Origin of the sequence: Enterococcus sp. 1001283B150225_161107_E12, assembly GCF_015556925.1 — a bacterium.
GTDB lineage: Bacteria > Bacillota > Bacilli > Lactobacillales > Enterococcaceae > Enterococcus_B > Enterococcus_B mundtii.
Map to the genome: position 1 here is coordinate 20,784 of NZ_JADNNI010000012.1, position 24,205 is coordinate 44,988.

At 37.9% G+C, this 24,205-nt stretch carries 19 protein-coding genes; 4 read left to right on the forward strand and 15 right to left on the reverse strand.

Going from position 1 to position 24,205, the window contains the following annotated elements; all coding sequences use genetic code 11:
* Window positions 1–2 precede the first annotated feature (2 nt).
* The 3 genes from I2F89_RS10075 to I2F89_RS10085 all read right to left on the reverse strand — a co-directional run bounded on the left by I2F89_RS10075 (window position 3) and on the right by I2F89_RS10085 (window position 3,262).
* Window positions 3–683 (reverse strand): metal-dependent hydrolase, encoded by a 681-nt coding sequence (locus tag I2F89_RS10075; protein WP_071866613.1) that lies wholly within the window; start codon window positions 681–683, stop codon window positions 3–5.
* A gap of 434 nt (window positions 684–1,117) precedes the next feature.
* Window positions 1,118–1,468: a PTS sugar transporter subunit IIB gene (locus tag I2F89_RS10080; protein ID WP_071866691.1), complete on the reverse strand. Its 351-nt coding sequence runs from the start codon at window positions 1,466–1,468 to the stop codon at window positions 1,118–1,120.
* A gap of 114 nt (window positions 1,469–1,582) precedes the next feature.
* The gene (locus I2F89_RS10085) at window positions 1,583–3,262 is read right to left on the reverse strand and encodes a ribonuclease J (RefSeq protein ID WP_195514290.1); all 1,680 of its coding nucleotides are present in this window, start codon (window positions 3,260–3,262) and stop codon (window positions 1,583–1,585) included.
* A 471-nt stretch (window positions 3,263–3,733) separates the two neighbouring features.
* On the opposite strand from I2F89_RS10085, the gene I2F89_RS10090 reads away from it, so the two are divergent.
* Both I2F89_RS10090 and I2F89_RS10095 read left to right on the forward strand, forming a co-directional pair.
* Entirely contained in the window at window positions 3,734–5,248 is a 1,515-nt protein-coding gene (locus tag I2F89_RS10090; protein WP_195514291.1) for an ABC transporter permease, read from the forward strand.
* A 12-nt stretch (window positions 5,249–5,260) separates the two neighbouring features.
* Window positions 5,261–5,926, forward strand: a complete 666-nt coding sequence (locus I2F89_RS10095) for an ABC transporter ATP-binding protein (protein ID WP_071866616.1) — start codon at window positions 5,261–5,263, stop codon at window positions 5,924–5,926.
* A 60-nt stretch (window positions 5,927–5,986) separates the two neighbouring features.
* Here the strand turns inward: I2F89_RS10095 and I2F89_RS10100 are convergent, their stop codons facing one another.
* From I2F89_RS10100 to I2F89_RS10155, 12 genes are all read right to left on the reverse strand, one after another.
* Window positions 5,987–6,208 (reverse strand): CsbD family protein, encoded by a 222-nt coding sequence (locus I2F89_RS10100; RefSeq protein ID WP_065096154.1) that lies wholly within the window; start codon window positions 6,206–6,208, stop codon window positions 5,987–5,989.
* A 90-nt stretch (window positions 6,209–6,298) separates the two neighbouring features.
* Entirely contained in the window at window positions 6,299–7,492 is a 1,194-nt protein-coding gene (iadA, locus tag I2F89_RS10105; protein WP_195514292.1) for a beta-aspartyl-peptidase, read from the reverse strand.
* A gap of 213 nt (window positions 7,493–7,705) precedes the next feature.
* Window positions 7,706–9,445, reverse strand: a complete 1,740-nt coding sequence (gene yfcC / locus I2F89_RS10110) for a putative basic amino acid antiporter YfcC (protein WP_071866618.1) — start codon at window positions 9,443–9,445, stop codon at window positions 7,706–7,708.
* Between the two features lie 522 nt (window positions 9,446–9,967).
* Complete coding sequence (locus I2F89_RS10115; RefSeq protein WP_195514293.1) at window positions 9,968–10,573, reverse strand: SIS domain-containing protein; 606 nt, start codon at window positions 10,571–10,573, stop codon at window positions 9,968–9,970.
* Between the two features lie 509 nt (window positions 10,574–11,082).
* Window positions 11,083–11,457, reverse strand: a complete 375-nt coding sequence (locus tag I2F89_RS10120) for a hypothetical protein (protein ID WP_195514294.1) — start codon at window positions 11,455–11,457, stop codon at window positions 11,083–11,085.
* Between the two features lie 63 nt (window positions 11,458–11,520).
* The gene (galU, locus tag I2F89_RS10125) at window positions 11,521–12,402 is read right to left on the reverse strand and encodes a UTP--glucose-1-phosphate uridylyltransferase GalU (RefSeq protein WP_195514295.1); all 882 of its coding nucleotides are present in this window, start codon (window positions 12,400–12,402) and stop codon (window positions 11,521–11,523) included.
* Between the two features lie 30 nt (window positions 12,403–12,432).
* Window positions 12,433–13,446: an NAD(P)H-dependent glycerol-3-phosphate dehydrogenase gene (locus I2F89_RS10130; protein ID WP_019722927.1), complete on the reverse strand. Its 1,014-nt coding sequence runs from the start codon at window positions 13,444–13,446 to the stop codon at window positions 12,433–12,435.
* A 543-nt stretch (window positions 13,447–13,989) separates the two neighbouring features.
* The gene (locus I2F89_RS10135) at window positions 13,990–15,468 is read right to left on the reverse strand and encodes a helix-turn-helix domain-containing protein (protein ID WP_074800685.1); all 1,479 of its coding nucleotides are present in this window, start codon (window positions 15,466–15,468) and stop codon (window positions 13,990–13,992) included.
* A gap of 163 nt (window positions 15,469–15,631) precedes the next feature.
* On the reverse strand, window positions 15,632–16,681 hold the full coding sequence (locus I2F89_RS10140; protein WP_071866624.1) for a DUF916 and DUF3324 domain-containing protein: 1,050 nt from the start codon (window positions 16,679–16,681) through the stop codon (window positions 15,632–15,634).
* A gap of 30 nt (window positions 16,682–16,711) precedes the next feature.
* Entirely contained in the window at window positions 16,712–17,341 is a 630-nt protein-coding gene (locus tag I2F89_RS10145; protein ID WP_071866625.1) for a WxL domain-containing protein, read from the reverse strand.
* 262 nt (window positions 17,342–17,603) lie between these two features.
* Window positions 17,604–19,643, reverse strand: coding sequence for a pectate lyase-like adhesive domain-containing protein (locus I2F89_RS10150; RefSeq protein WP_229078104.1), 2,040 nt, complete (start codon window positions 19,641–19,643; stop codon window positions 17,604–17,606).
* Between the two features lie 569 nt (window positions 19,644–20,212).
* Window positions 20,213–21,949 (reverse strand): fibronectin type III domain-containing protein, encoded by a 1,737-nt coding sequence (locus I2F89_RS10155; RefSeq protein WP_071866627.1) that lies wholly within the window; start codon window positions 21,947–21,949, stop codon window positions 20,213–20,215.
* Between the two features lie 211 nt (window positions 21,950–22,160).
* On the opposite strand from I2F89_RS10155, the gene I2F89_RS10160 reads away from it, so the two are divergent.
* Together I2F89_RS10160 and I2F89_RS10165 are read left to right on the forward strand one after the other, a co-directional pair.
* Window positions 22,161–23,102, forward strand: a complete 942-nt coding sequence (locus tag I2F89_RS10160; RefSeq protein WP_071866628.1) for a helix-turn-helix domain-containing protein — start codon at window positions 22,161–22,163, stop codon at window positions 23,100–23,102.
* A gap of 373 nt (window positions 23,103–23,475) precedes the next feature.
* On the forward strand, window positions 23,476–24,117 hold the full coding sequence (locus I2F89_RS10165) for a lytic polysaccharide monooxygenase auxiliary activity family 9 protein (protein ID WP_010736127.1): 642 nt from the start codon (window positions 23,476–23,478) through the stop codon (window positions 24,115–24,117).
* Window positions 24,118–24,205 lie beyond the last annotated feature (88 nt).

The window sequence follows — 24,205 nt, forward strand, 5'->3', positions numbered from 1 at the left end:
CCCTACACTTCCAGCGTTTCCGAAACGCTCATTATTTTTCCTTCGGTGTCTGCTAATAAATCGATGAATACTTGCGGATCTTGTTCAATGACAGGAAAGGTATTGTAATGGATAGGCACGACTTTCTTCGCTTTGATTCGCTTTGCCGCACGAGCCGCATCCTCAGGCCCCATTGTATAATTGTCGCCAATCGGTAAAAAGGCTACATCGATCATAAACTGTTCACCTAAGAGCGCTAAATCGCTAAAATCTGCGGTATCACCCGCATGATAAATCGTCTTCCCATCTGCTTGGATCAGAATACCACTAGGCTCTCCCATATAACGCGAAACACCATCGATTTCAATACTTGAACTATGCTGTGCATGGACAAATTTGACTGTGCCAAAAGGAAACTCCCTTTTGCCACCGATATTCATCCCAAAAGAGTTCGCTCCTTGCTGTTGTGCATAATCAGCGATTTCGACAATACTGATGATGGTCGCCTTATTGTTCTTCGCAATCGGCAACATGTCTCCAATATGATCAGCATGTCCATGGGTGATCAATATCCAGTCCGTCTGGACTTCATCCACTTTTAAATCAGTCATAGGATTCCCAGTAATAAATGGATCTATCAGCACTTGTTGGCCATTTTTCATTTCCAGAGAAATACAAGAATGTCCATGATAAGTAATCTTCATCTTCTCACTCCTCAACATTTTGGTCACTGACTCTTTCGTTTTCATTTCGATCATTCACACAATTAGTAGTACAGTATATCCTATTCAATTGTAACAGATAATACAGGTTGTACCAAGTATCAAGTGAGCGTGTACTTACGACTGAATACCCAGATAAAAGAATGTTTCGTCTATGATTGACAGTTTCTGTTTATTGTTTGATCACTGTGAATAAAACCAGAATGACTACGAATCTGTAATGATGCTCAAAATAAAAATACCAATAGTAGAAATTAAGGCTCTAGTTTCTACTATTGGTATTTTTATTTAAGTTGAAATGCCTTATACGGCTTATAAGATTGAACAAATCCACAACACTTTTTTAGATAGAGGAGTGATAAAAAATAAAAAAAACGAAGTTTGCTAACTATTTTGAAAATTTCTTCTTTTCCAGTTTAGTGATGGAGAAATTTTTTTAAGATATTCTCAGCATTTAGCAGACCATAATCTTTCATGTCTATCACTTCAATAACCTTTGTAGGATACTCTTTTATGATAGTTTCTCTCATAGAAGACAGCTCTGGAGATAATAGAATAACATCGGCAGCCTTTGCATACTGATCCAACTTAGAAATGCTATGCATGTCAACATGAACAAGTAAATGTTGTTTTTTTGCGAAGTTGTTCATCTTTGTTACTAACAAATTGCTATAAAGGGTACTATCTGTACTCATTGAAGTTACGCCAAAAATGATGATCTGTTTCTCTTTCATTTGATTATTTCCCAAACCAAGTTCTTTTTCCATTATAGACACTTCCACCTTTCCATCGTATATATTCAATGATCTCGCTCCTATAAAAGAAAAGCTATACCAAACATATCCATCATCTGAACATCTTTTGATACAGCTTTTCATTTTTTATCTTTTGCCGCGACGTTGTGTCGCTTCCATGATGACTGGTAAAATCACTGGACGGCGTTTGGTTTGTTCAAACAAATAGCGACCTAATTGATCACGTATTTCTTGTTTCAGTTTGCTCCATTCGAAATCATCGCTTTCTAAATGTTTCCCTACAATGGTTTCGATCATGTTGCTACTTTCATTGATCAAATCACGACTTGCTTTGACATAAACAAATCCTCGTGAAGTGATTTGCGGTTTTGAGACGATTTTCTTTTCACGACGACTGATTGTCACTACTGCAACAAAAATACCGTCTTCAGATAAGATTTTACGGTCGCGTAAAACAATGTTCCCAATATCACCAACGCCTAGTCCGTCGATCATGACATTTTCAGCACTTATCGTACCTGCCACACTCATCCGCTTGTTTTTATATTCTAAAACATCTCCACGTCCAGTGATATAGATATTTTTGTAGGGGATACCAACTGCATGGGCTAAGTCTGCGTGGGCAGCTAATTCACGGTATTCTCCTTGAACTGGGATGAAATATTTAGGTTTCATGAAATTCAACATCAATTGTAAGTCATTAGGATTTGCATGACCGGAAACCCGCAGGTTGTCAGAGATTTGTTTGACTATTCCACCTGCTCGGTAAATGATATCTTCTGTCTTAGCAACCATCGTTTCCATCGCAATACTTGGTGTCGTTGTGATATAAACAAGATCGCCTTCTTTGATCTTGATATGACGGTGCGCACCATTCGCCATTTTTTGTAAAGACTTGATTGGTTCACCCATACGGCCTGTTTCTAAAATAATCAGTTCTTCAGGCTCATAGTTTTTCATATCTTTTAATGTGACCAATAGGTCCTCACTTGGTAATTGAAGTTTTTCTAAGCGCATAGCTGTTCGGATGATCCGTTCAAAGTCTTGACCAGTCAACACGACCTTACGTCCTGCTTTGGCAGCGGCGTCTAAGATTTGTTGGACACGTTGAAGATTACTTGCAACACAAGCAACGATGATCCGTCCTTCCCAATATTTGATGGTATCAAATACTTCATCAGCGATTTGGAACTCAGAAACAACAGGGGTCGCGTTTTCTGCATTTGCTGACTCACTCAGTAAAGCTAACACGCCTTCTTTCCCAATCTCTGCTAAACGAGCGTAATCCGTTTGGTACATTGGGATCGCCATTTGGTCAAATTTGAAATCACCCGTATAAACGATATTTCCTTCTTGGGTTTTTAAATTGATCCCAACTGAATCTGGGATCGTATGGGTAGTGCGGAAGAAGCTAACGATCGTTTCACCGAAATCGATCTCTGTATGCTCATCTACTACATGAAAATCCTTGAATCCTTTTGCAGCATCATTGCGATTGACATTCAATTTTGCCAATTCGATCGTCAACTCTGTTCCGAACACAGGTACAGAAATCTTTGACAATAAATAAGGCAACGCCCCAATCGCATCTGCGTGACCATGTGTCAGAAAAACACCTGCTACACGATCGACATTATCTTCTAAATACGTAAAATCAGGAATCACAACGTCAATCCCTAATAATTCGTTTTCAGGATACTTCAGACCACAGTCTAAAATAAAAATAGCTTCCCCTACTTCTGCAATGTACAAATTTTTTCCGTTTTCGCGTACACCGCCTAAAGGGATAATCTTAATGGTACTCACAAATTTCACCTCTTCTTATGACATCTTCATTTAACGATGTCGATTCTCTATTTTATTTAAACGATCCATTTTCTGAGTGCCTGGTTTTCGGATGATTTCACTAAGTACTAAAATCCATCTTAATTTTACAGGCGTTTAGGATCTTTTTTTGACACAAAAAAATCGGGATTGCTTCAGTTGCTCGATCAACTGCTCCACATCATTATACAACAAATCAAACAAATCGCTAGCATGTACGATTGTTTCTGTCTCCATGTTTTTCCCAGACCATTTTTTCTTCTTTCATTTTAGAAGATACTTCGTCTATTTTACCATAAATTACTCAATAACTATAGAATGTTTTTCATTTCCTGCTCCATTTGCCTTGTTTTTAGGCTTCAACTCTCTCTGGTCGTGGTCTCTTTTTAAGGTAGGCTTAAGCTACTCCCTTTATTCTATTTTTTGTACTCATTTCGAAAGGAGATCGAACCAATGAATTTTTTCAAACGAGCATTAAAAAGTACAAAAGTAAAATGGGGGCGTTCTTTACTATTATTAGCAGTTTTTACAGCAATCCTTGTCTTCGTTCTTGCTGGACTAACCATACGTAGTGCGGCTCAACAAGCCGCAGAGCAAGCTCAAAAAGATGTCGGCGCGACCGTCACTTTAAGTGCGAATCGTGAAGCGGCTTTTCAAAAACAAACGGAGGCAACTGATACTGAATCCGGTGGGCGACCAGATCCTGGAAGTTTCTCCCTCACACCTGTTTCAGTCAGCGATGCAGAAAAGATCGGAGCACTAGATAATGTAGCAAGTTTTTCCTTCGAAAGCTCTGCATCAGCTTTAGCCAATAGCGGGATCACTGCCATTTCAAGCTCTGATACCTCAGAAACATCAGAAGAAACTGAGACTGATACTACGACTGATGCTGCACCAAACGGTGAAAACATGGGTGGAGCTATGGGGGGTGGCAAACCACAAATGATCCAAGCAGACTTTCAAATCAGCGGGGTATCCGATACAGCCCAAACCAGTAGCTTTACGGATGGCACAGCAAAAATCATCGAAGGCGAAGGAATCACTGATAGCGACAAAGATACGAACAATGTCGTGATCGACTCTACTTTAGCTAGCGCAAATGACTTATCCGTAGGGGATACTTTCGTTATTACTAGCACTGAAGATGAAGAAACAACTTATGAAATGACGATTAAAGGAATCTATGAGTCGAGTGAAACAAGTAGTAGCATGGGAATGAATTTCAATTTCATGAATCCAGCGAACACTTTGTATACTTATTATACGTTTGCTAATACATTGAATGGTTCTTCAGAAGATGACACAATCGACTCTGCGGTTTATACGCTGACCGATCCCAATAAAATGGCAGATTTTATCACTAAAGCAGAAAACCTGATCGATACATCAACGTTCAGTCTTCAATCAAACGATACGATGTTCCAAGCAATGCTTGAACCACTTAACAACGTGGCCAGTTTTTCACAAAATGTCGTTTTACTCGTTGCGGTGGCTGGAATCATTATTTTGACTTTGATCATCATGATCACGATCCGGGAACGCCGCCATGAATTAGGCGTATTGCTTTCATTAGGCGAATCCAGAAGCAAAATCGTCCTTCAATTGTTTACAGAAGTGGCCATATGTATGATCGTCGCGTTAGGTGTGGCTTCATTCAGTGGAAATGTCGTTGCAAATGCTGTCGGTCAACAGTTGCTTGATCAACAAACTGAAACGTCAACCGACTCACCTGCCGAGCAACAAGGAGAGCAGATGCCTGGTGGTGGCAATCGTGGACCTGGCGGACAACCAGGTGGAACTAGTAATCCATTTACCGTTTCGGAACAAGTAAGCGACCTTGAAATCACCGTTCAACCAGCTCAACTTGGCCTACTAGCAGCTGTTGCATTTGGGATCAGCTTACTCTCCGTTTTTCTAGCCTCCATTGGCATACTACGATTAAATCCACGAAAAATTTTATTAAACTAAAGGAGGAATTGGATGTTACGTACAGAAAACTTGGGCTTCTGGTATCAGAATCCAACAGAAGCACTTTATAAAAACGTGAATTTATCCTTTGAAAAAGGGAAAATGTACGCCATATTAGGGGCAAGTGGTTCAGGAAAAACGACCTTCCTTTCGTTGATCTCAGGACTCGATACACCAAAAGAAGGGACTGTGTATTATGAAGAGCGCGCTTTAGCTAAAATAGGACTACGAAATTATCGTAAAAATGATGTATCCATTATTTTTCAAGCGTACAACTTATTGCCTTACCTTTCCGCTCTTGATAACGTCATTACCGCCATGGAAATTTCAAATACTCCTCAAAAAAATTATCGCCAAGTAGCACTTGATCGCTTGGCACGCGTTGGGATAAATGAAACTCTTGCAAAACAACAAGTCACTAAATTATCTGGGGGACAACAACAACGCGTAGCGATCGTCCGAGCGATTTGTTGCGAACATCAGTTGATCATCGCGGATGAACCAACAGGAAACCTCGATGAAACGACTTCACAAGAAATCGTTCAACTCTTCCAAGAAATCGCCCATGAGCAAGATCGCTGTATCATCATTGTGACACACGAATTAGAAGTGGCTAAAAAATGTGATGAAGTTTTTGAATTAAAAAACAAAACATTCGCGTCCATTGACATTGGATAACCGCTAAAAAAAGCGTCCACCTTATTGGTAGGACGCTTTTTTTTAGAATTTACAAGTAGACTATTTATGGTCTTTTTTTGAAAATTTTTCTTTTACATCTTCAAAGCCTTCTTTGATTTCATCGCCGATATTACGAGCTTTACTCTTGATATCCGCACCTGCAGATTGGGCTTTACCTTTTGTTTCTTTACTTTTATCACCTGTTGCTTTTCCATAGGCTTCCTTGCCTTCACCTGCAACTTTGTCTTTCAAATCTTTAGAGCGTCCTTCTAAATCTGCCATAATATTTCCTCCTCTAAAATTTGTCTTTCTAACCACTTTTAGAGTAACACCAATTATAAAAACAAACAAACAGTATGCTTATCCTAACATTCAGCTCGTTGCAATCATTTGCTCAAATGTTCCCCAAACTTTCACTTGTTTTTCTTGGACCATGATCGTTCCATTAGCAATCACCGTATCAATTTCTAAGGTTTCTTTATCAAGTAAACAAAGATCCGCATCTTTCCCGACAGCGATTCTTCCCTTTTGGTCCAGTTTCAGGACTCTTGCAGGATTGGATGTCACAGCTCGTAAGGCAATCTCTAAGGGGATGTCTTCTTTTTGAACGGCTTCTTTGATGCCAACCAGTAAGGATTTCGCACTACCGACGCCCATACCGATAAAATGGTTCTCTTGGTCAAAATATGGGAGACTACCTTGTCCATCGGAGGTCAAGGTGAAGTTATCAAGAGAGACTTGTGCTTCCAATAACTGCTTCAATGCTTTACTAAAACGAACTTCACCATCGGTCTTTTCCCAAAAATCAGGATCTTCACTTGCAGTGAAATCGATCGTTCCACCTTTTTTTGCAAATTCGATACATGCAGCTAATAATTCAGTTGTCCGATTCGCATGCGTCGGATAAAACTGAGTAATAGGGATTTCTGTTTCTTCAACCACACGATTCAATAATTCCAATTTTCGACTTCCGCTACCTAAATGGACATTCATTATTCCTGCTTTACCTGATAACATGCCCCCAACACGAGCATCCGCCACTGCCCGAGCAAACTCGTCGAATGTTGGTTGAGAAGAGCGATGATCAGAGACAGCGATTTCTCCGATCCCAATGATCTTATCAATAGTAAGAAAATCTTTGATCAATGAATCAGTCACCGTTTTGACCGGCAACCGATAAGAACCAACATAAACATACGTAGTCAATCCTTCTGCCTCTAGCCCTCTTGCTTTACTGATCAAAGCAGTCATATCTCGACCTTCGCCATCTGTCCCGATACAACCTACGACTGTTGTCACTCCTGCTGTCGTTAGTTGACTAAGTGTGACTTCTGGTGTGCGATTATGATAGCCGCCTTCGCCGCCGCCACCTAAAATATGGAAATGGGCATCAATAAAACCTGGGGTCAAGAGTTTTCCTTCTCCTGAAATTTCTTCCACGATCAATTCTTCGTAACCGCCAGATAGTTGATCTTCCAAGGCAATGATTTTATTTCCTGCCACTAATACATCCTTCTTACCAAGATATTCTGGTGCATAGACATCGATTTGTCGAATGAGTTTCATCCGTGATCCTCCTCTTTATAAAATAGTCTGTATCTTTTCATACACACAAAGGGTTGTTTGAAAAGCAATCTAGCGATCCTACGTCGCTCTTTTAGAAATAAGCGAGAAAGTCCCAAAATATGAAGATACTTTCGGATTTTCTCGCTTATTATCTCAGCGTTACATATGGGTAGCACCGTTTCTTTGATTGCTATCAATCAGTTCTTATTTGTTTTATTGAAGGCCGATCGCGATCGCAATCATAATGAAGATTGTTCCTAAAACAAAGAAGAATCCTTGCATTTTGATTTGGAATCGTGCCCATTTTGCCCATTCGATCCGTGCCACACCTAAGACGCCGATCAAGCTAGCAGAAACTGGCGTGAACGCATCCATGAATCCTGAACCTAATTGATAAGCCAATACGGCAACTTGACGAGAGACACCAACTAAATCAGCTAACGGTGCCATGATTGGCATCGTCAATGCCGCTTGTCCAGAATTTGAAGTGACGACTAGATTGAACAAACTTTGGAACACATACATCGCCCATGCACCAATAACTGCCGGTACACCAGTCAGCGCTGTTCCTATACCATGCAAAATTGTATTAAGCGCAGAAGGTACAGAAGCATCTGATCCACCTAATACAAGCAAGATTCCTTTTGCCATCCCAACAACGATTGCTGTTCCAGCTAGATCTGCTGCCCCAGATTGGAAAGAAGAGGCAATATCATTGACCGTCATACCGTCTAATTTGAATAAAACAGCAATGATCCCTGCGACTAGTCCCATTACAAAAAATTGAGAGGCGATTTCTGGGATATAATAGCCTTTTTGAGTAACTCCCCAAACGATCCAAACTAAAACGATCAACATTTCCGCTAAAATCAATTTATGGCCTAATGTAAATGGTTTTTGTTCATCGGATGTTTTCTTCAAATGGTTACGGAAGTATTCGTCAGATTTATACGTTAATGAACTTTCCGGATTCTTCCGAACTTTTTCTCCATAGATCATTAAGTAACCAGCCGATAACGCAGTCACGACGACCCACATGATCAATCGGAAGGTTGCGCCTGATAAGACTGGAATACCTGCGATCCCTTGAGCAACGGCGACACTGAACGGACTCATCCATGACGTGGCATTCCCGACTTGTGACGCCACATAGGTGACTGTAACGGCGACGATCGAATCATAGCCTAAGGCAATCACAAAAGGTACCATGACCATTGAGAATGGAATGACTTCTTCAGCCATACCGAACGTTGCGCCTCCAAATGAAAAAGCAAAGAATAAGAGCGGTAAAGCTAAACGTTCTAGGCCACGTGTCTTATTGATAAAAGCATAAATACCTGCATCAATGGCACCTGTTCGCATGATGATCCCAAATGCCCCACCCACGACTAAAATAAGTGCAGCAATCCCGACTGCTGAACCATATTTATCGCCTGATACTAGACCTTCAAAAACAAAGTTCAAAAAGCCAAAACCACCGAAATCATCGGTTCCCCATAGTTTTGCTGTTTTATGCAATTTCTTTGAGGTATCATAGATGTCTTCACCATATTCATCGTATAAAACATCATCTGTCAGTGAGATTTCATCTAGTTTCTCTTGGGTCAAGTTTTTTTCACCAGCTGCCAAGACTTCTTCTAATCCTTCTTCAGGAACAGCTAGCTTTTCTCTTTCCTTTGGATCATTTTGTAATTCTTCCAGTTGATCAAATACAAAAGACTTATCTAATTCATAAGCATAACGAAACGAATCTTGGCGTAATACTGTTCTGGTACTAGTTTCTCCATTTGCATCTTTGTATTCTATATCTTGCGTACTGAATCTCCCCGCTGGTACGATAAATGTTAATAACCAGGCAAGTACAACTACACCAAAAATAATGACATACGTATGCGGTGTCGTCATTTTGGTAAAGTCTCGTTTTTTCTTTACTGAAGAATTTTTTCTCTTCAAAACTCGTTCTTCCTTTCTTGCTACGTTTTTGTCAATAATGAATAAGCAAATAGATTATACAGTAAAATGTTCTATACCACATGAATAAACAATTAAAAAAATCTAGTGATTTTAGTTATCTTCAAGACACATTTTAATAAAAAAGCTGTTCTCAAAGCCATAGCACCTATAAAAATGGATTAAAATTCTTTTTTTATTTTTACAATGTAGCTATTTCCGATCATTTATTTTCATTTCTATTTACGTATAAACAAAGATTTTTTAAGAGATTAACAAATATTTATACATTTCCATCCGTACTCCTTTCCTATTTGAACCGATGTTTTTAATTGAATTTCTGCCTCTCTCTTACTCTCTTTTTATTTTCATTAGGTATCTTCATTGCAATATTCATAACAAATGTACTATAATTGGAGTGTAAAGAGTTTTGGGGAAGACTCTTTCATCAACGTGTATAAAGAGACAAGAAAGAATCATCACGATTCTTTCTTGTCTCTTTTTCGGGCTCTTATCCTTCTCTCTTTAGTCATTCACCAACAAATAATAAACTGAAAAATAAACGATTTGCTGTAATAAAATTAAGGTGGCTAACGAAGCTGTGCCACATATAGCTGGCTCAAACTTAGGAACCGTAAGGACGGCATCGTCTATCGTTGCATAGTTATCTAATACTAGATCTGCATATTCATATAAGCGCAAACCACTACTATGTCTTGACTTGATACTTCGGGATAAATCAAAACCTGTGATTACGATCAATAGGTGACCTTGTTCTTTGACCCATTCCGCCAGTTCAATGATTGCAGGATTTCTCCCTTCATTTGATAAGAGAAGAAAAATATCCTCGGGTTGCGCATTGATTTGTTCAATGATTGCTTGGCCCGTTCCTTCCAGTGACTCATAAATTCCCGCTGCAGGGTGTTCAATCAACTGAGTTGGCAAGATTTTGGGAGATTGTTGCCAAAATTCATAGGCAATACCTTGCAAAGTATGGCTAGCAAAAATATGTAAGCATCCTCCTCGATGAATCTGTGTAGCGATCCAACGTCCCGCTTGTTCCATCAAGGGTTCCTCGATCCTTAATTTTCGTTCAAGTTGTTGACAATAATCAAAATAGGGTAAGCTCATTCTTTTCTCCTCTTCTTCTGCTATTTCAGAATAGAGACAACTATCAAAAAGAAAAATACAAAAAGATGAGACGAAGCAATTGCTCAGTCTCATCTTTACCTTAACCACTTATTCATTACACTCCAGCGAAAGATCTGATGTAGCAGCATCTTGATGTTCTTCGGCTTCAGTGTAAAAGATAGGAACGATGTATCGCTAAAAGCAAGTCTTTCAAACGGATTAAACAAACTGCTTGCTTGAATATACATCTTTTTTGACATAGTAAATAAATCGCCTTGCTTCCTCCGCTTTTTCTATTCATAAGGTAGAAAATCTTCCTTAAATCAGGTACAATAAATGCGGTCGGTGCGCTGCATCGACTATGGCAAAATGATCGGTCAGGGTGTATACGTGTGACTGGTCATTCCTTGATAGTTAGTTGCCGCTAACTATCAAGGAGCCTTTTTTTTAGTTATTTCTATCTGCATCTATTGTAAGGAAAGTGCGAAACAAGTGCAAGTATCAAAATATCAGCGGTCAGATCTTGTCCGTCTTTCTGAGACATCCTTTGAGCGGTTCGGAGAAGCCGCATGTTTGCCTTTTTTGACGACATGAAATTTTTTGAGTAGATACGGGATATAGGCAAAAAGGTACAGCAAAAGAAAAGCTGCCGCAAAAAGAAATGCCTGTTGATCTCCCCACAAAAGAATGATGATCAAACTACCGATCGCCACTGTTGCTAAGTACCAAATAAAAATCAAAAAGGTTTCTTTTATTCTGACCATATAAAACATCGTAAACAAACTAATAAATAATACTGGCAGTAAAAACAGCCAATTATTCCCCTCCATCAACCATTTCAATCCATCAAGAAACGTTTGTGCAATGTTGATTAGAATCCCCATGTAAGCAATACACCTCATTTACTATTCTTTTCTCAAGATTTTATTTCTCTAATTGTTAAGTTTTTAGTCCAGAGAATGACTTAGATCAATGAGGTATTGTTTCAGCTGCTCGCTGATTTCAGGATGACCTAAACCGTATTCGATACTTGTTTTTAGATAACCAAATTTATCACCGACATCATATCTAGAGCCTTTGAATTCTCTCGCATATACGGGTTGCTTTTTATTTAATTCATCAATGGCATCCGTCAATTGAACCTCATTTCCAGCTCCAGGTTTTTGTGTTTCTAATAATTCAAAAATTTCTGGTGTCAATAAGTAGCGCCCAATAATTGCTAAATCACTCGGAGCTTCTTCAGGTGTTGGTTTTTCGACGAATCGTTTCACTTCATACAAGCCTTCAGATTCTTTTGTTTCTGGATCGATGATCCCATATTTTGACGTGTCTTCATGAGGGACTTTCATGACTGCTACAGTCGAACCTTTTGTTTTCTCGTAATCTAAGATCAATTGTTTTGTCAGTGGAATCTCATCTTCCATCAAATCGTCCCCAAGCATAACGATGAATGGTTCATCTCCAACAAAAGTTTTCGCTTGTAATACCGCATGACCTAATCCTAAAGGATGGGACTGACGGATAAAGTGGAGATTGACATTCGTTGTTTCTTCGACTAATTTTAGCAAGTCGAATTTATTTTTTTCTTGTAGATTCAATTCTAATTCGATATTCGAATCAAAATGGTCTTCAATCGGTCGCTTTTCTTTGCCGGTAACGATCAAAATATCTTCGATCCCCGAAGCTAAAGCTTCCTCTACGATAAATTGGATCGTTGGTTTATCAACGATCGGCAACATTTCTTTTGCCATTGCCTTTGTAGCAGGTAAAAAACGTGTACCTAGACCTGCTGCAGGAATGACTGCTTTTCTTACGATTTTATTCTCCATATGCGTATTTATATACTCCATTCTGTTGATTTACTGAAATTCGTTTTCCATCTTGCCATCACGCAACATGATTTCTTTTGCTGCTTGTTTAATATCCTTCCCTTGATAAAGGACCTGATAGATTGTTTGAGTGATGGGCATCTCTACACCTAGTTGCTCAGCCAGCTCAACCGCCGCTTTTGTTGTCGATACACCCTCCACGATCATCCCCATATTTTCCAGGATTTGATCTAATTTTTGTCCTTCACCCAGCATATGCCCCGCGCGCCAATTTCGTGAATGGACACTGGTACAAGTGACGATCAGATCACCAACACCGCTCAATCCAATAAAGGTCAAAGGGTTCGCGCCCATCGCTACACCGAGACGACTGATTTCAGCTAATCCTCTTGTCATGATCGCCGCTTTCGCATTGTCACCAAAACCAAGACCGTGGATCGCGCCGGCACCGATTGCAATGATATTCTTCAATGCTGCACCTGTTTCCACACCGATCACATCATTATTTGTATAGATTCGGAAATAATCATTCATAAATAATTCTTGCACATAAGTAGCTGCTTTTTGATCAACACTTGCAGCAGTGATCGTTGTGATATCGTGGACCGCCACTTCTTCTGCGTGACTAGGGCCTGATAAAACAACGATAGATTGTCGTTTTTCTTCTGGGATTTCTTCGGCAATCACTTCTGATATCCGTTTATGCGTGTCTTGCTCTAATCCTTTACTGGCATGGATGATCACTGGTTTTGTCGTTAAATGTTGTAGCAATTCTTGTGCTACAGCACGGATTGCTTTCGTCGGTACGACAAATAATACTGCATCTACCTCTTTGACAGCTTCAGCCAATTCTGTGTAACCGATGATCGATTCTGGTAAATGTAATTCAGGTAAATAGTGTTTATTCGTATGATACGTATTGATTTCTGTGATTTGTTCTGGAACATTCCCCCAGATACGGACGTCATGTCCATTTTCTGCTAAGGTTTGAGCTAAAGCAGTTCCCCAAGAACCAGGGCCTAATACTGCAATTTTTTGTTTCATGGAAATTCCTCCAAAATTCATAGTTAATTTCTATTATAGTATACATTAACAAAATACAGGACTTATTTTCATTGTTTTTAGCTTTTGTTTAAAAAGAGCTTGGGATAGAAGTGTTTAGCTGCGAGAAATAAGGCGCTATCCAACAAAATTGTTTTCAAATTTTTTTTGAATAGTGTCTTGTTTCCGAAGTGGTTACTTTTGTTCCCACCGTTTATTCGGTTTTAGGGGGTGCGAGAAGACAAATGTCCCAGAAGCATTTAATTCAGCGATTTATTCCTTGATTTAACTTAAATAGAAATTATAATGTTGCAATACCATACAAGATGTTTTTTTGGTCTATTCCAATGATATAGTCTATTTATCAACAGTCGAACTAAAGGAGGTGCATCTTATGTGGTCAGTTACTCCACCAATGTAAGTGCAAGTTTCAAGAATAAACAAAATCCTCAAGAATAAAAAAACGAAAATCGTCGTTCAACAAGCGATTTTCGTTTTTTTATTTATTTTTCTAAAAAATCAGCTGCCTCTGCCCATCTCTTCTATTTATCGTAATTCTTTCTCGATGATTTTTTTATACATAGCGATATCGTAACCAAATAATTCTTTCCTTATGTTAAACAATTCACAAAAATCAAAATTAAAGGATACCCTCATTTTGAAGCAATCAATTTGGGATAGTTTCTCATGGCTGATATTATATAAAATCACATCACGTTTATTATAGTTGCTGGGAATGGTTTCCGGATTGAATTGTTGAATGTCCAGGGTGTTTCCAAATTCTTGTTCTAACATTTCCTGTGCCCATAAGAAGTCCGTACAGACACCTGTCAGTAAAAAGACTCTTTTTTCATTTTTACTCCGATAAGTCAAAAAATAAATTTTTGTTGCTAAATACCGAAAATGATCATCTGAAAATGCTAGGTTCAATCCTGAAAAATCATTCCAGTCCATAAAGATCTGCTTGATTTTCTCAAAGAAAGCTTGAGGAATCTCTGCCATATCTGTCCCTTCCACAACATGTTCTTCAGGAATCAGCTGTTGAAAATTAAAATGACATTTCCGCAAAAACATCAAAGTTAGTACTTCGATGGTTCGTTGATTATTAGAAAAGTTAGGAATATTACGTTCCATCTTGTCGATCAGATACTCATACTTGATCTCTGGGAACTCTTTAGTAAAAGCGATATAGCATTGATAATTCTTTTCATGTGCATTTATTTCATAAAAATTTTGGTTTAAAAAATTGAATACGATCGTACAATAGTTTAAGTTTCGTTCATCTGGGCTTAAAAACATTTGTTTCAAAAAGGCGACAAGACGATCTTCTATCTGATGATAAATAGGTGTGCATTTATACATCTCTAACTTTTTTATATCTAGATTGTCTTTCAACTTCATTTTTCGATCAAACATCAGTTGAAGTAAAATCTGTGCGTATTCTTTTGAGAAATCTGAAAATAAACATTTTTGTTCTTTTTCGATTTGTTGAAACAAATGATTTATTTTGTACTGACTTGTTTTTGACACCTTAACTACTTGAATACCGCTCTTCATTTGAAAAAGTGCAATTAAAAACCGTAAGCGATACTCATCTTCTACCTTCTTATCATTGAGGTCGATGCCATAAGAGGCGACATAGGACATCACCTCTTTTTTTAGTTGATATGCTTTGGAGGAAGAGATATATTCTTGCTTGGCAAAACCTAGGGGATTCGAAAAATCGGTTTTAAAGAAATACATACACGCTTTGATAAATGGTGAATATTGATAGACTTTCTTCATATACGTTCGTTTATTTCTTTTATACTTATGTCTGATCAAATACCCTGTTGGATTTGATTCAATCAACGGATCAGTCTCATCGAATTGTAGATTGATTGCTTTTATGTCTCCTTTTATCGTTGAAACAGAAACATTCAATTGTTGAGACATCTCCAGCGAAGTCAAACTTGATTTTTCCCATAATAGATTAATAATAGTTACTTTTCGAAAAATTTCTTTCTCTAAATATTTTCTAAACACTATTACTCCCCCACCCACCTGTTAAATTAAATGGATAATATCATTAAAAAATCAAGTTGAAGTAAAAGTTTCATAAAATTTAAAAAAATTTATTTTTTTGTAAAAAAAGAGGAAGAACGTGGCATCACTTCTGTTCTCCCCCTTTTACTTATTATAAACTAGCTTAGCTCTTCTCTTGTTCAACCAACTTCCTTTTGATTTTACCTATATAAATACACAGACCTAGAATAATCACTAATAAGACACACCCAGTTATCATCATCCATTTGTACTTTGCAAAAAAACTAGGCTGACTTTTTATCAATATATCTGTTTGGTTTAATTTTTTGCTTATGTTGTTTTTTACTGTGAATTTCCTTGTTAACTTCCAGTGATGTTCCCCTTCATCCGCTTCAAATGTCGCAACATACACTCCCGGTAATAATGCTTTACCGTCTAATGGTATCCTATAGTTCAATACCGTATTTGGAGCAATCGAGCCTTCCGGCTGGTTTGCTTGATACATAACTTCTTGATCATCTTCTTTCGTAATGATTGCTTTGATGTTGGTTAGCCGGATTAATTTGGGTTTAGGATTTTGGATTTTCTCTGTAAAAACATTTCGCGTATTCACTTGTTCTGCTTGCGCATCTAAAAGTTTTAATGTTGATGGAATTTGCTCCGGATCACTTGATTGCAAAACTAAACCGATTTCTCTCGCAAAATTATTTTGAATATTGCCTTCTTTGTTTGCTTCATTATTCTGAACTACCCGGATCGCTCCAATGGTAATCCCAGATAGATTCTTTTCAGGCATTTTGATTTTCACTTGTAATTCATGCGTTTGCTTTGGAGAAATTTTGATTTTATTTTCTGATATTTTTACTAGATCTTCTATATTGACTTGCGCGTTATTTGCTAAACCCTTGACCGATTTATCATACTCAATGACCCCGATACTGTTCGTATTTCCTTGATATAAAGTTGTGTCTAGCATGATCGTCTGATCCGAGATATTTTCGATTTTAAGATGCAACGTCTGTTCTTGTTTTGGTTCCATTTGTAAATCAAAATAGGAGACCTGTTTATTTATTTGATTGTCCGGCAATTGCGTGGACACCAAAAATGGAATATTCTGAGAAGCTGAGTTTTCATCACTAAACACAGGTACGTCACATAGATGAGACAAAACAAGTAAAAATAAAAACATGGCTATATTTTTTTTGATTTTCACTGGGCAGTTCCTTTCTGTCAAGGGCAGTTCTTACAATGTATCAGAAAACGTCCAAGTCAATTGCGCATGATAGGTATCCGCTTCTTTTTTTGCTGCAGCAGGAATACTTAATTTGTATTGATTGATTGGCAATGTTGAAATTCCTAATCCCTCTCCTGGACTCGCTTTGAATACTTCCACATCCACATCTGGAGTAATCACATAGTCTTGGGTGTTGATTACACCGCCTGTGGGTAGATCACCACCAATGTTTGTCACATTTCCTGTATTGATCGATAATTCTGCCCCTGCTAACTCAGCTTGATTGACTGAGGACGTAAATTGGGCAATTTGTTTTACTTTTAGTTTCCAACCTTTTGTTAGATCACCACGATTATCTGTGACTTGGATATCCGTAGTTGTTGGGTTAGATGCCTGATTACCATCTACTGTAGCGATTTGTTCGATGGATTGATCATATTTGATATTAGCAGTACCAAAATTCAGATTGGTTGGTAACTTGTTGGTTGCTAGGTTCAAATCTTCTCCATTTCCACCAGTTGGTGCTTGTAAAGTCACTGTGCCATCAGTTGTTGTATCGGCACTCACCGATGTTATACCTAAACTTGCTCCTACTAAGATACTCATACCTGCCATGACATATTTTTTTGTGATTACCATTATCTTATGCTCCTTTTCATTGTATAAAATATTTTATAGCTAGCCGACTTTGTTGCCACTTCAATTGTGATCAGTCTGCACGTCGTTCCTTTTCGCTTTCAGAAATGATCCATTGTGAGTTGTCTCTATCAACGATTGGCACAACGTTCTATGAATGAGCGCACAACTTAATCCTGATTCTTTTTTTGATCTCTCGTTTTCTGACTCCTCAGATTGAACACCCTCATGCTATCATTATCCATCGTCCGTTAGAGACTAATGGCTAGGGTGTTTCTGAAAGTGTCCAAGTGATTTTTGCCTGATAAGAATCAGCTATTTTCGGACTGTCACTTGGCAACTCCAACTTAAACTCGGTGAGTGGCAAAACGATCTGTCCCCGACTATTCCCTTTATCCACTCGAAATACTTCTTTTTCTTGCCCAACAGGAATATCAATTGTTTGATTACTTCCAGTACTTATCACTGCTCCCCCACTACTATTAGTTGCTGTCCCTGTTTCAAACTGGATGATTGACCCTGTTAATTGAAAGCCACTACTTATTCCAGTCAAGACATGGTCCTGAGTGACTTTTACTTTATAGCCGTCTCCATTGTTACTTCGATTGTCAGTGATATCGATTTTCCCTGTGGCATTTGTAGCAATCAATTGATTGGTTGTATATTGGATTGGGACATGGCCAAAATCAAGTATGGACGGATAGATTGATTGATCATTGAAAAGGCTCTCCTCAACCGTCACATTCATACTTTTCGATTTATGCTTATACGTATAGGTGAGAACATACTGTCCTTCTTCTTCTGTCAATTTTTGTGGATCAATATCAATCATATTCGCTCCTTCGATTTTTTGTGCAGTGACACTGACGTTTGTCTCGAAAAACGAAAGAGATGAATTGCTGCTACTATCTGATTCGATGATACAATCTAATCCATCATATTCATTCCATGTATCTTTGGCATAGATCGTAGGCAAGGAATGAAGCTGAATATCAAATACATTGACTGTCGCCACAGACTCCGCATCTTCACAAGTAAAAGTAATTTGATAGGTCCCTATTTTCTCTCCATCCGCTTCGCCTTGAATCGTGACATCATTGATTGTTTGTGGCTGTCCTAGCGCATTTGTTGCACTCACAAAGTTATATGGTGGTATCCAAACTTCACCCAATAATAGATCGATATCCTTGGTAATTACTTGTGCTTTACTCGTGAATGGACCACTAGCTATTTTTCTTACATTTTTAGACTGGAAATATTTTGGAAACATGGAATTATTGGACGTCACATTCAAGGTATTTTGAGCAATATCAATCGAAGTTAAATTAAAACTTGTCGTAATTGGTCCGGTATAGCCGATATCGGGAAGTGGGTCTGTGCCATTTAGCTTCCAAGTACCAATCCCACTATTTGAAGCGATCGTGAATGGTGCACTGCTATAATATGAACCTAAAGCACAGCCTTTGGAATTAGCAATCGAAAAATTGCTGGTTGCTGCTATTGACAGAGATTGACCGATTGCAATAGTTGCTGTTGGATTATTTGATTGTGCGCTAAAAGTTGTATGATCTTCTATGTTCAAGACAGTGCTGCTATTATTACCTACTACTGGATAGCTGTTACTCGTATTATTGAATGCTACATTTGCTCCATTTCGTATATTTAATTCTTTTACTTCACACACTTCTTGCGTATCTGATGAAGCTGTAATATTCTCATACAAATTCGCTGTCCCATAAGGCAGATAAATGAATTGTTGTCCAGAAGATGTGACATTTGTATAGTTGATCGTGACTCCTGAGAATTCGGACCAGAAAAACGAATATGGATGTTGATTGATTAGTGTGACATCAGAAATAGAGCAAGTCGTATACGCTAATGCAACGCCAATCAGTTGAAGATTAATATCAATCGTATGGTTATTGCCATAAATATTTTTTGGCGAATTGATATTAAAAGATGCCGTTAACTTGATATCTCCAGTTAAATAAATGTCTGTAATAGTGGGGTCCAATAAAGCGGTACGAAAATCATTGAAGTTATCCACACTAGCTATGCCTGAAGCTGCTGTAGGGACAGCTAAAACGGATTGGAAATCACTTTGCACAGTACTATTGGATGGTTCACTTATTTCTTCTGAAGAACCCATTTCCTTTGTCGTAGTACTTTCACTCGGCGCATTTTCACTACTCTCAGTTGTCGAATCAGCAGACGCATGATACGGTAGACTGATGGCTACTTTATAAAAAAAGAAAACGATACTTACTATACACATAACTACCTTTATTTTTTTTGCCAGCTTCATCTTTATCATCCTAAAAAACATCCCTTTTTTGTACAACTAGATAATTTGATCCCACCGATAGTATTAGGGTGATCATTCTTCCTTTCATGGTTCCCTGCTCAGGTGGATCATGGCTTTTCCATCAAAAGCTCAGCTTGAAAACAACCATTTACCTTATATTTATTTCTCATATATCAACCTCCTTTACCAAGTAATCACCAATCTATGTCTATATTATGCTTGATAAACTATGGAAAAAAATCCATAGATTTACCCTTCTCAGTGTAAAAATTTAATAAACATTTTACCTGTACGTTATGATTTCAATTCATTCATGTTACTTGATAAAATAAAAAAAGCCCTCTTAAAAGAGGACTTGGAATTTTTATAATAGTTGTTATAATATATGTTTTTTCCATGTTCTGTTATACAAACATAAAAAATAATTGAATTTTTATCATGCGTTTGCCCAATTGCTAAGATTCTCGTTAGACATGCACGAAAATCTTAACAATACTGAGAAAATCACTTATTCGTTGATTGATTCAGCATCAACGATTGCTTCATTAATAAAGACGGGTATGGATTGTTTAGCCAATCAATTCCCAAGGTCCCCATTGTTCAGTTCCAGGCTCATTGCCTCGTGTCCACCATTTTGCACGATATGTGTTGCCTTTGTGTGTCACGATATCACCTAGATCATAAATTGTATCTGCATCCCATGCTTCTACTGCTGGTGCATCCGCCGTTGTCACAACTAATGCTTTGCTTTCTTCTGAAATGTTGCCCGCTTCGTCAAATGCTTTCACTGTATAAGAATACTCTGTGTTAGCTGTTAATCCTGCGTCACTGAATGTATTTGTTGCTGTTTCTCCTACTTGCTCACCGTCACGGTAAACATAGTAACCTACTACACCCACGTTGTCTGTTGATTGTGTCCATGATAAAGAGACACTCTTGTCACTAATTGATGAAACCGCAATGTTCAATGGTACTGATGGAGCTTCTAAGTCAGCTGGTGGCTCTTCTAATGTAGAAATCACTAATGCTTTACTTTCTTCTGAAACGTTACCAGCTGCATCGAATGCTTTCACTGTATAAGTGTATTCTGTGCTGGCAGTCAATTTTGTGTCTGTATAAGCATTGTTTGTTGCTCTACCAATTTGTTCGCCATCACGATAAATGTAATAACCTGCTACACCACGATCATCTGTTGAATTTGTCCAAGATAGTGCGACAGTTGAATGTGTTGCTGTTCCTGCTAGATTGGTTGGTTGTGATGGTTTTTCTGTATCAGGTGTTTTTTCTTGGAATAAATCCTGATAAGACTTCGCAAATGATTCATTGTACTCTACTCCAGCAGAGTTTCTTCCTTCATCCCAGTTGATGCTCCAAGTCATCAAACCTTTCAATGGTGTTTGATCTTTTTCCATTTGTTCAAATACGTCATAGACTTTCGATGGCTCTTTTACGAAACCATTTGCTGCTGCATCAATGTTTGCTGGAATACCTAAAGCTAAACGATTCGCTGGAATTTGGATAAAACCACCGCTTCCTTCATTGAAAGCTTTTGAAATCCCATATAAGAATTCAAATTTTTTGCTGTCATTGTTTTGAGCGATCCATTCAGTTCCAACACTGATACCGTCACCTGCTTGGTTGTACAACTGTGGTGCAATAAAATCATATTCTTGTTCTAAAGCAGTAATGTATGGCACATATTTACCTTGTGTTCTTAAGTACGGAAACTCTGGCGCCATGGAGATAATAAAATGTTTTTGCTCTTTCTCAAAATGTGCACGGACGATTTTCAACGCATCTGGGATCACTGTTTTATTGTCGCCTGCATCTACTGCGGTTTGTTCTAAATCAATATCTAAGCCATCAAATCCATAAACTTCAACCAAACGGATGATTTCATCTGCAAAGGCTTGTTCTTCTCCTTTATGTAATTCAATATGTGAGTCTGCACCCCCAAGTGAAATGAGTACCACACGATCTTCAGCATTCAAAGTTGCTACTTTTTGTCTAAATTCAGTATCAGACATATTGTAAGGTTTGAATGTTGGGATACCTTCCCCTTTCATGAATGACACAGCAATCACATTATAAAAAGGATTTACTTTTGCCAAATCAGTATCTGCCGGACGGCCCCCTTGGTAACCAGCACCTTGTTCAGGCACCCAATTATGATAATAACCTACTGAAACTTGGCGATTTGAGATATCTGGCATCGTATCTGCTGCGTCTGCTGCAAACACATCTGTTCCGCCTCCAATCAAACAACCTAAAAGACCAACTGAGAATAATAAACTTTTTTTATTCATTTTTTCCCTCCTAAATTTGTATTACAGACCAGATTAAAACATATCTTATTCTTCAAAATTTTTTTTGTCTGGTATTGCAACAAAATAATTTTCAAACAAAAAAAATCGCACTTTTTTAGCAAAATGGCGCATATATGAAAACATAACATCCACATAACTACATTATGCTATTATAGCCATGTACAAAAAACAGCTTCTGGAGGAAATGAACATGACAGAACATGCTGCTCTAATTCGAAAATTAAGAAAAGATCGTGGATTGACGCAAGAACAATTAACTGTAGGTATCTCCCAAAGAGGAACCTTAGCAGCTTTCGAATCACGCGGAACAAAAATTGGTTTTGAACTATTAGTAAATTATCTTGATCGGATGAATATCACACTTGAAGAATATCAATTTTTATTGAATAGTAATTCATTGTCAAATAAACAAAAATTAACGAATTATTTGATTACTTCAAAAACCATTACATCTGCTCAAGAGCAAGAATTGCTTAATGAATTTGAAAAAACAGGAAACATTTATTATCGTTTGATCTATGCCCAAAGAAAATTGATTTCAAATTATCTGTATAGCACATCTTTTACCGCATCAATGAAAGAAGAAATCAGTGTCATTAAGAAGTATCTTGAAAAGATTGATACTTGGGGCCATTTTGAATTGACTATTTTTTCAAATTGTTTGTTTATTTTTGATGATGAATATATTGCCTATTCGTTCCAAAACAGTGTTACAAAGATGAAAGCTTACATAGATAATACCTATTATTCTGAGCTTCTTTCTAATTTTATTTTGAACGGTGTCCGTCTTTCTTTTAACCGTGAATCAATCACATTACGCAAATTATTTCTAGCTCAATTAAAAAAAATCGCTACGACACATAAGCAAACACTCGACCTTGCACATTACAAAGTATTTACTGCTTTAGATAAATTAGCTGATGGACAAAAAACAGCTTTAAAAGAAGTGGAAACGGGTATTGCATTTTTTGAATGGTTAGATCTTTCTACGAGTAAAGACTATATGATCAATCTAAAAGAAAAATTGTGCGCAGAGATATGTGATTTACCGCACAATGAGCACCACACAAAAGTTGTTGTTAAAAGTACGTGCGATCGCCTCTCTTCACAACGCCAAGCGAATACTGCCTAAAAAACCGTGTATCTCCTCATCCCCAAATGAGAAGATGCATGGTTTTTAACTATCTCCCTGTAACAAAGAGTAATGTTGCCTCCTTCATTTATCTGATTCGTTCTCTACATTTACTCCACCACTTCCAATAAATTCTTTCGTTTCTTGTTCTATTCCCGTGCATAAGCGATTTCTTCAGTTGCAGTTGTTTTTACCAGCGACCATTTCCCTATAATCAAAAACACGACTAAATAGAACTATTCCTAAAAAAAAACATTTTCGTGCTGAACGAATTTTTTTTGTTGCAATAACATACATAATTTTCACCTTAATAATATGTCAGTTATGATACCGATTGTAAGTTACATAAAGAAAAATTATTGGAGGAATCATCATGAAAAAAAGTACATTAATTGGTTTAGGATTCATTTTAGCTGGTATTGGGGCAAGCACTCTTACTTCTGTCGATGTTGCTGCTCATGGTTACGTTTCTGAACCAGCAAGTCGTGGATACCAAGGGAGCCTTGACAAAAATACAAACTGGAATGCTGCATTCAAAAAATACGGAGCTGTTATCAATGAGCCACAATCCCTTGAAGCACCAAAAGGCTTTCCAGCTGCTGGACCTGAAGATGGACAAATCGCTTCTGCAAATGGTGCGGTAGGTGATTTCTTATTGGATCAACAAACAGCCTCATTGTGGACAAAACAACAACTGACAGCTGGTGCAAATGATTTTACTTGGACATTCACTGCCAATCATGCAACAACGAAATGGCATTATTACATGACCAAAGCCGGTTGGGATCAAAATGATGCGTTGACAAGAGACGACTTGGAATTCATTGGTGAAGTAGGCAATGATGGACAACTAGCTTCTACTAATCCAACACATTCGATCAACATTCCCAATGACCGTTTGGGCTATCATGTGATCTTAGCTGTTTGGGATGTCGCTGATACTAAAAATGGGTTCTATAATGTCATCGATGTCGATGTCAAAGGCGAAACCGTTTTAGCTGACTTACAAAAATAAAAAATATTAATGACCGCAAGTCGCGAGGCAGAAATGTTTAGCCTCGAAAAAAAAGCACCATCCACGAGAGTTGTTCATCAATTTTTTG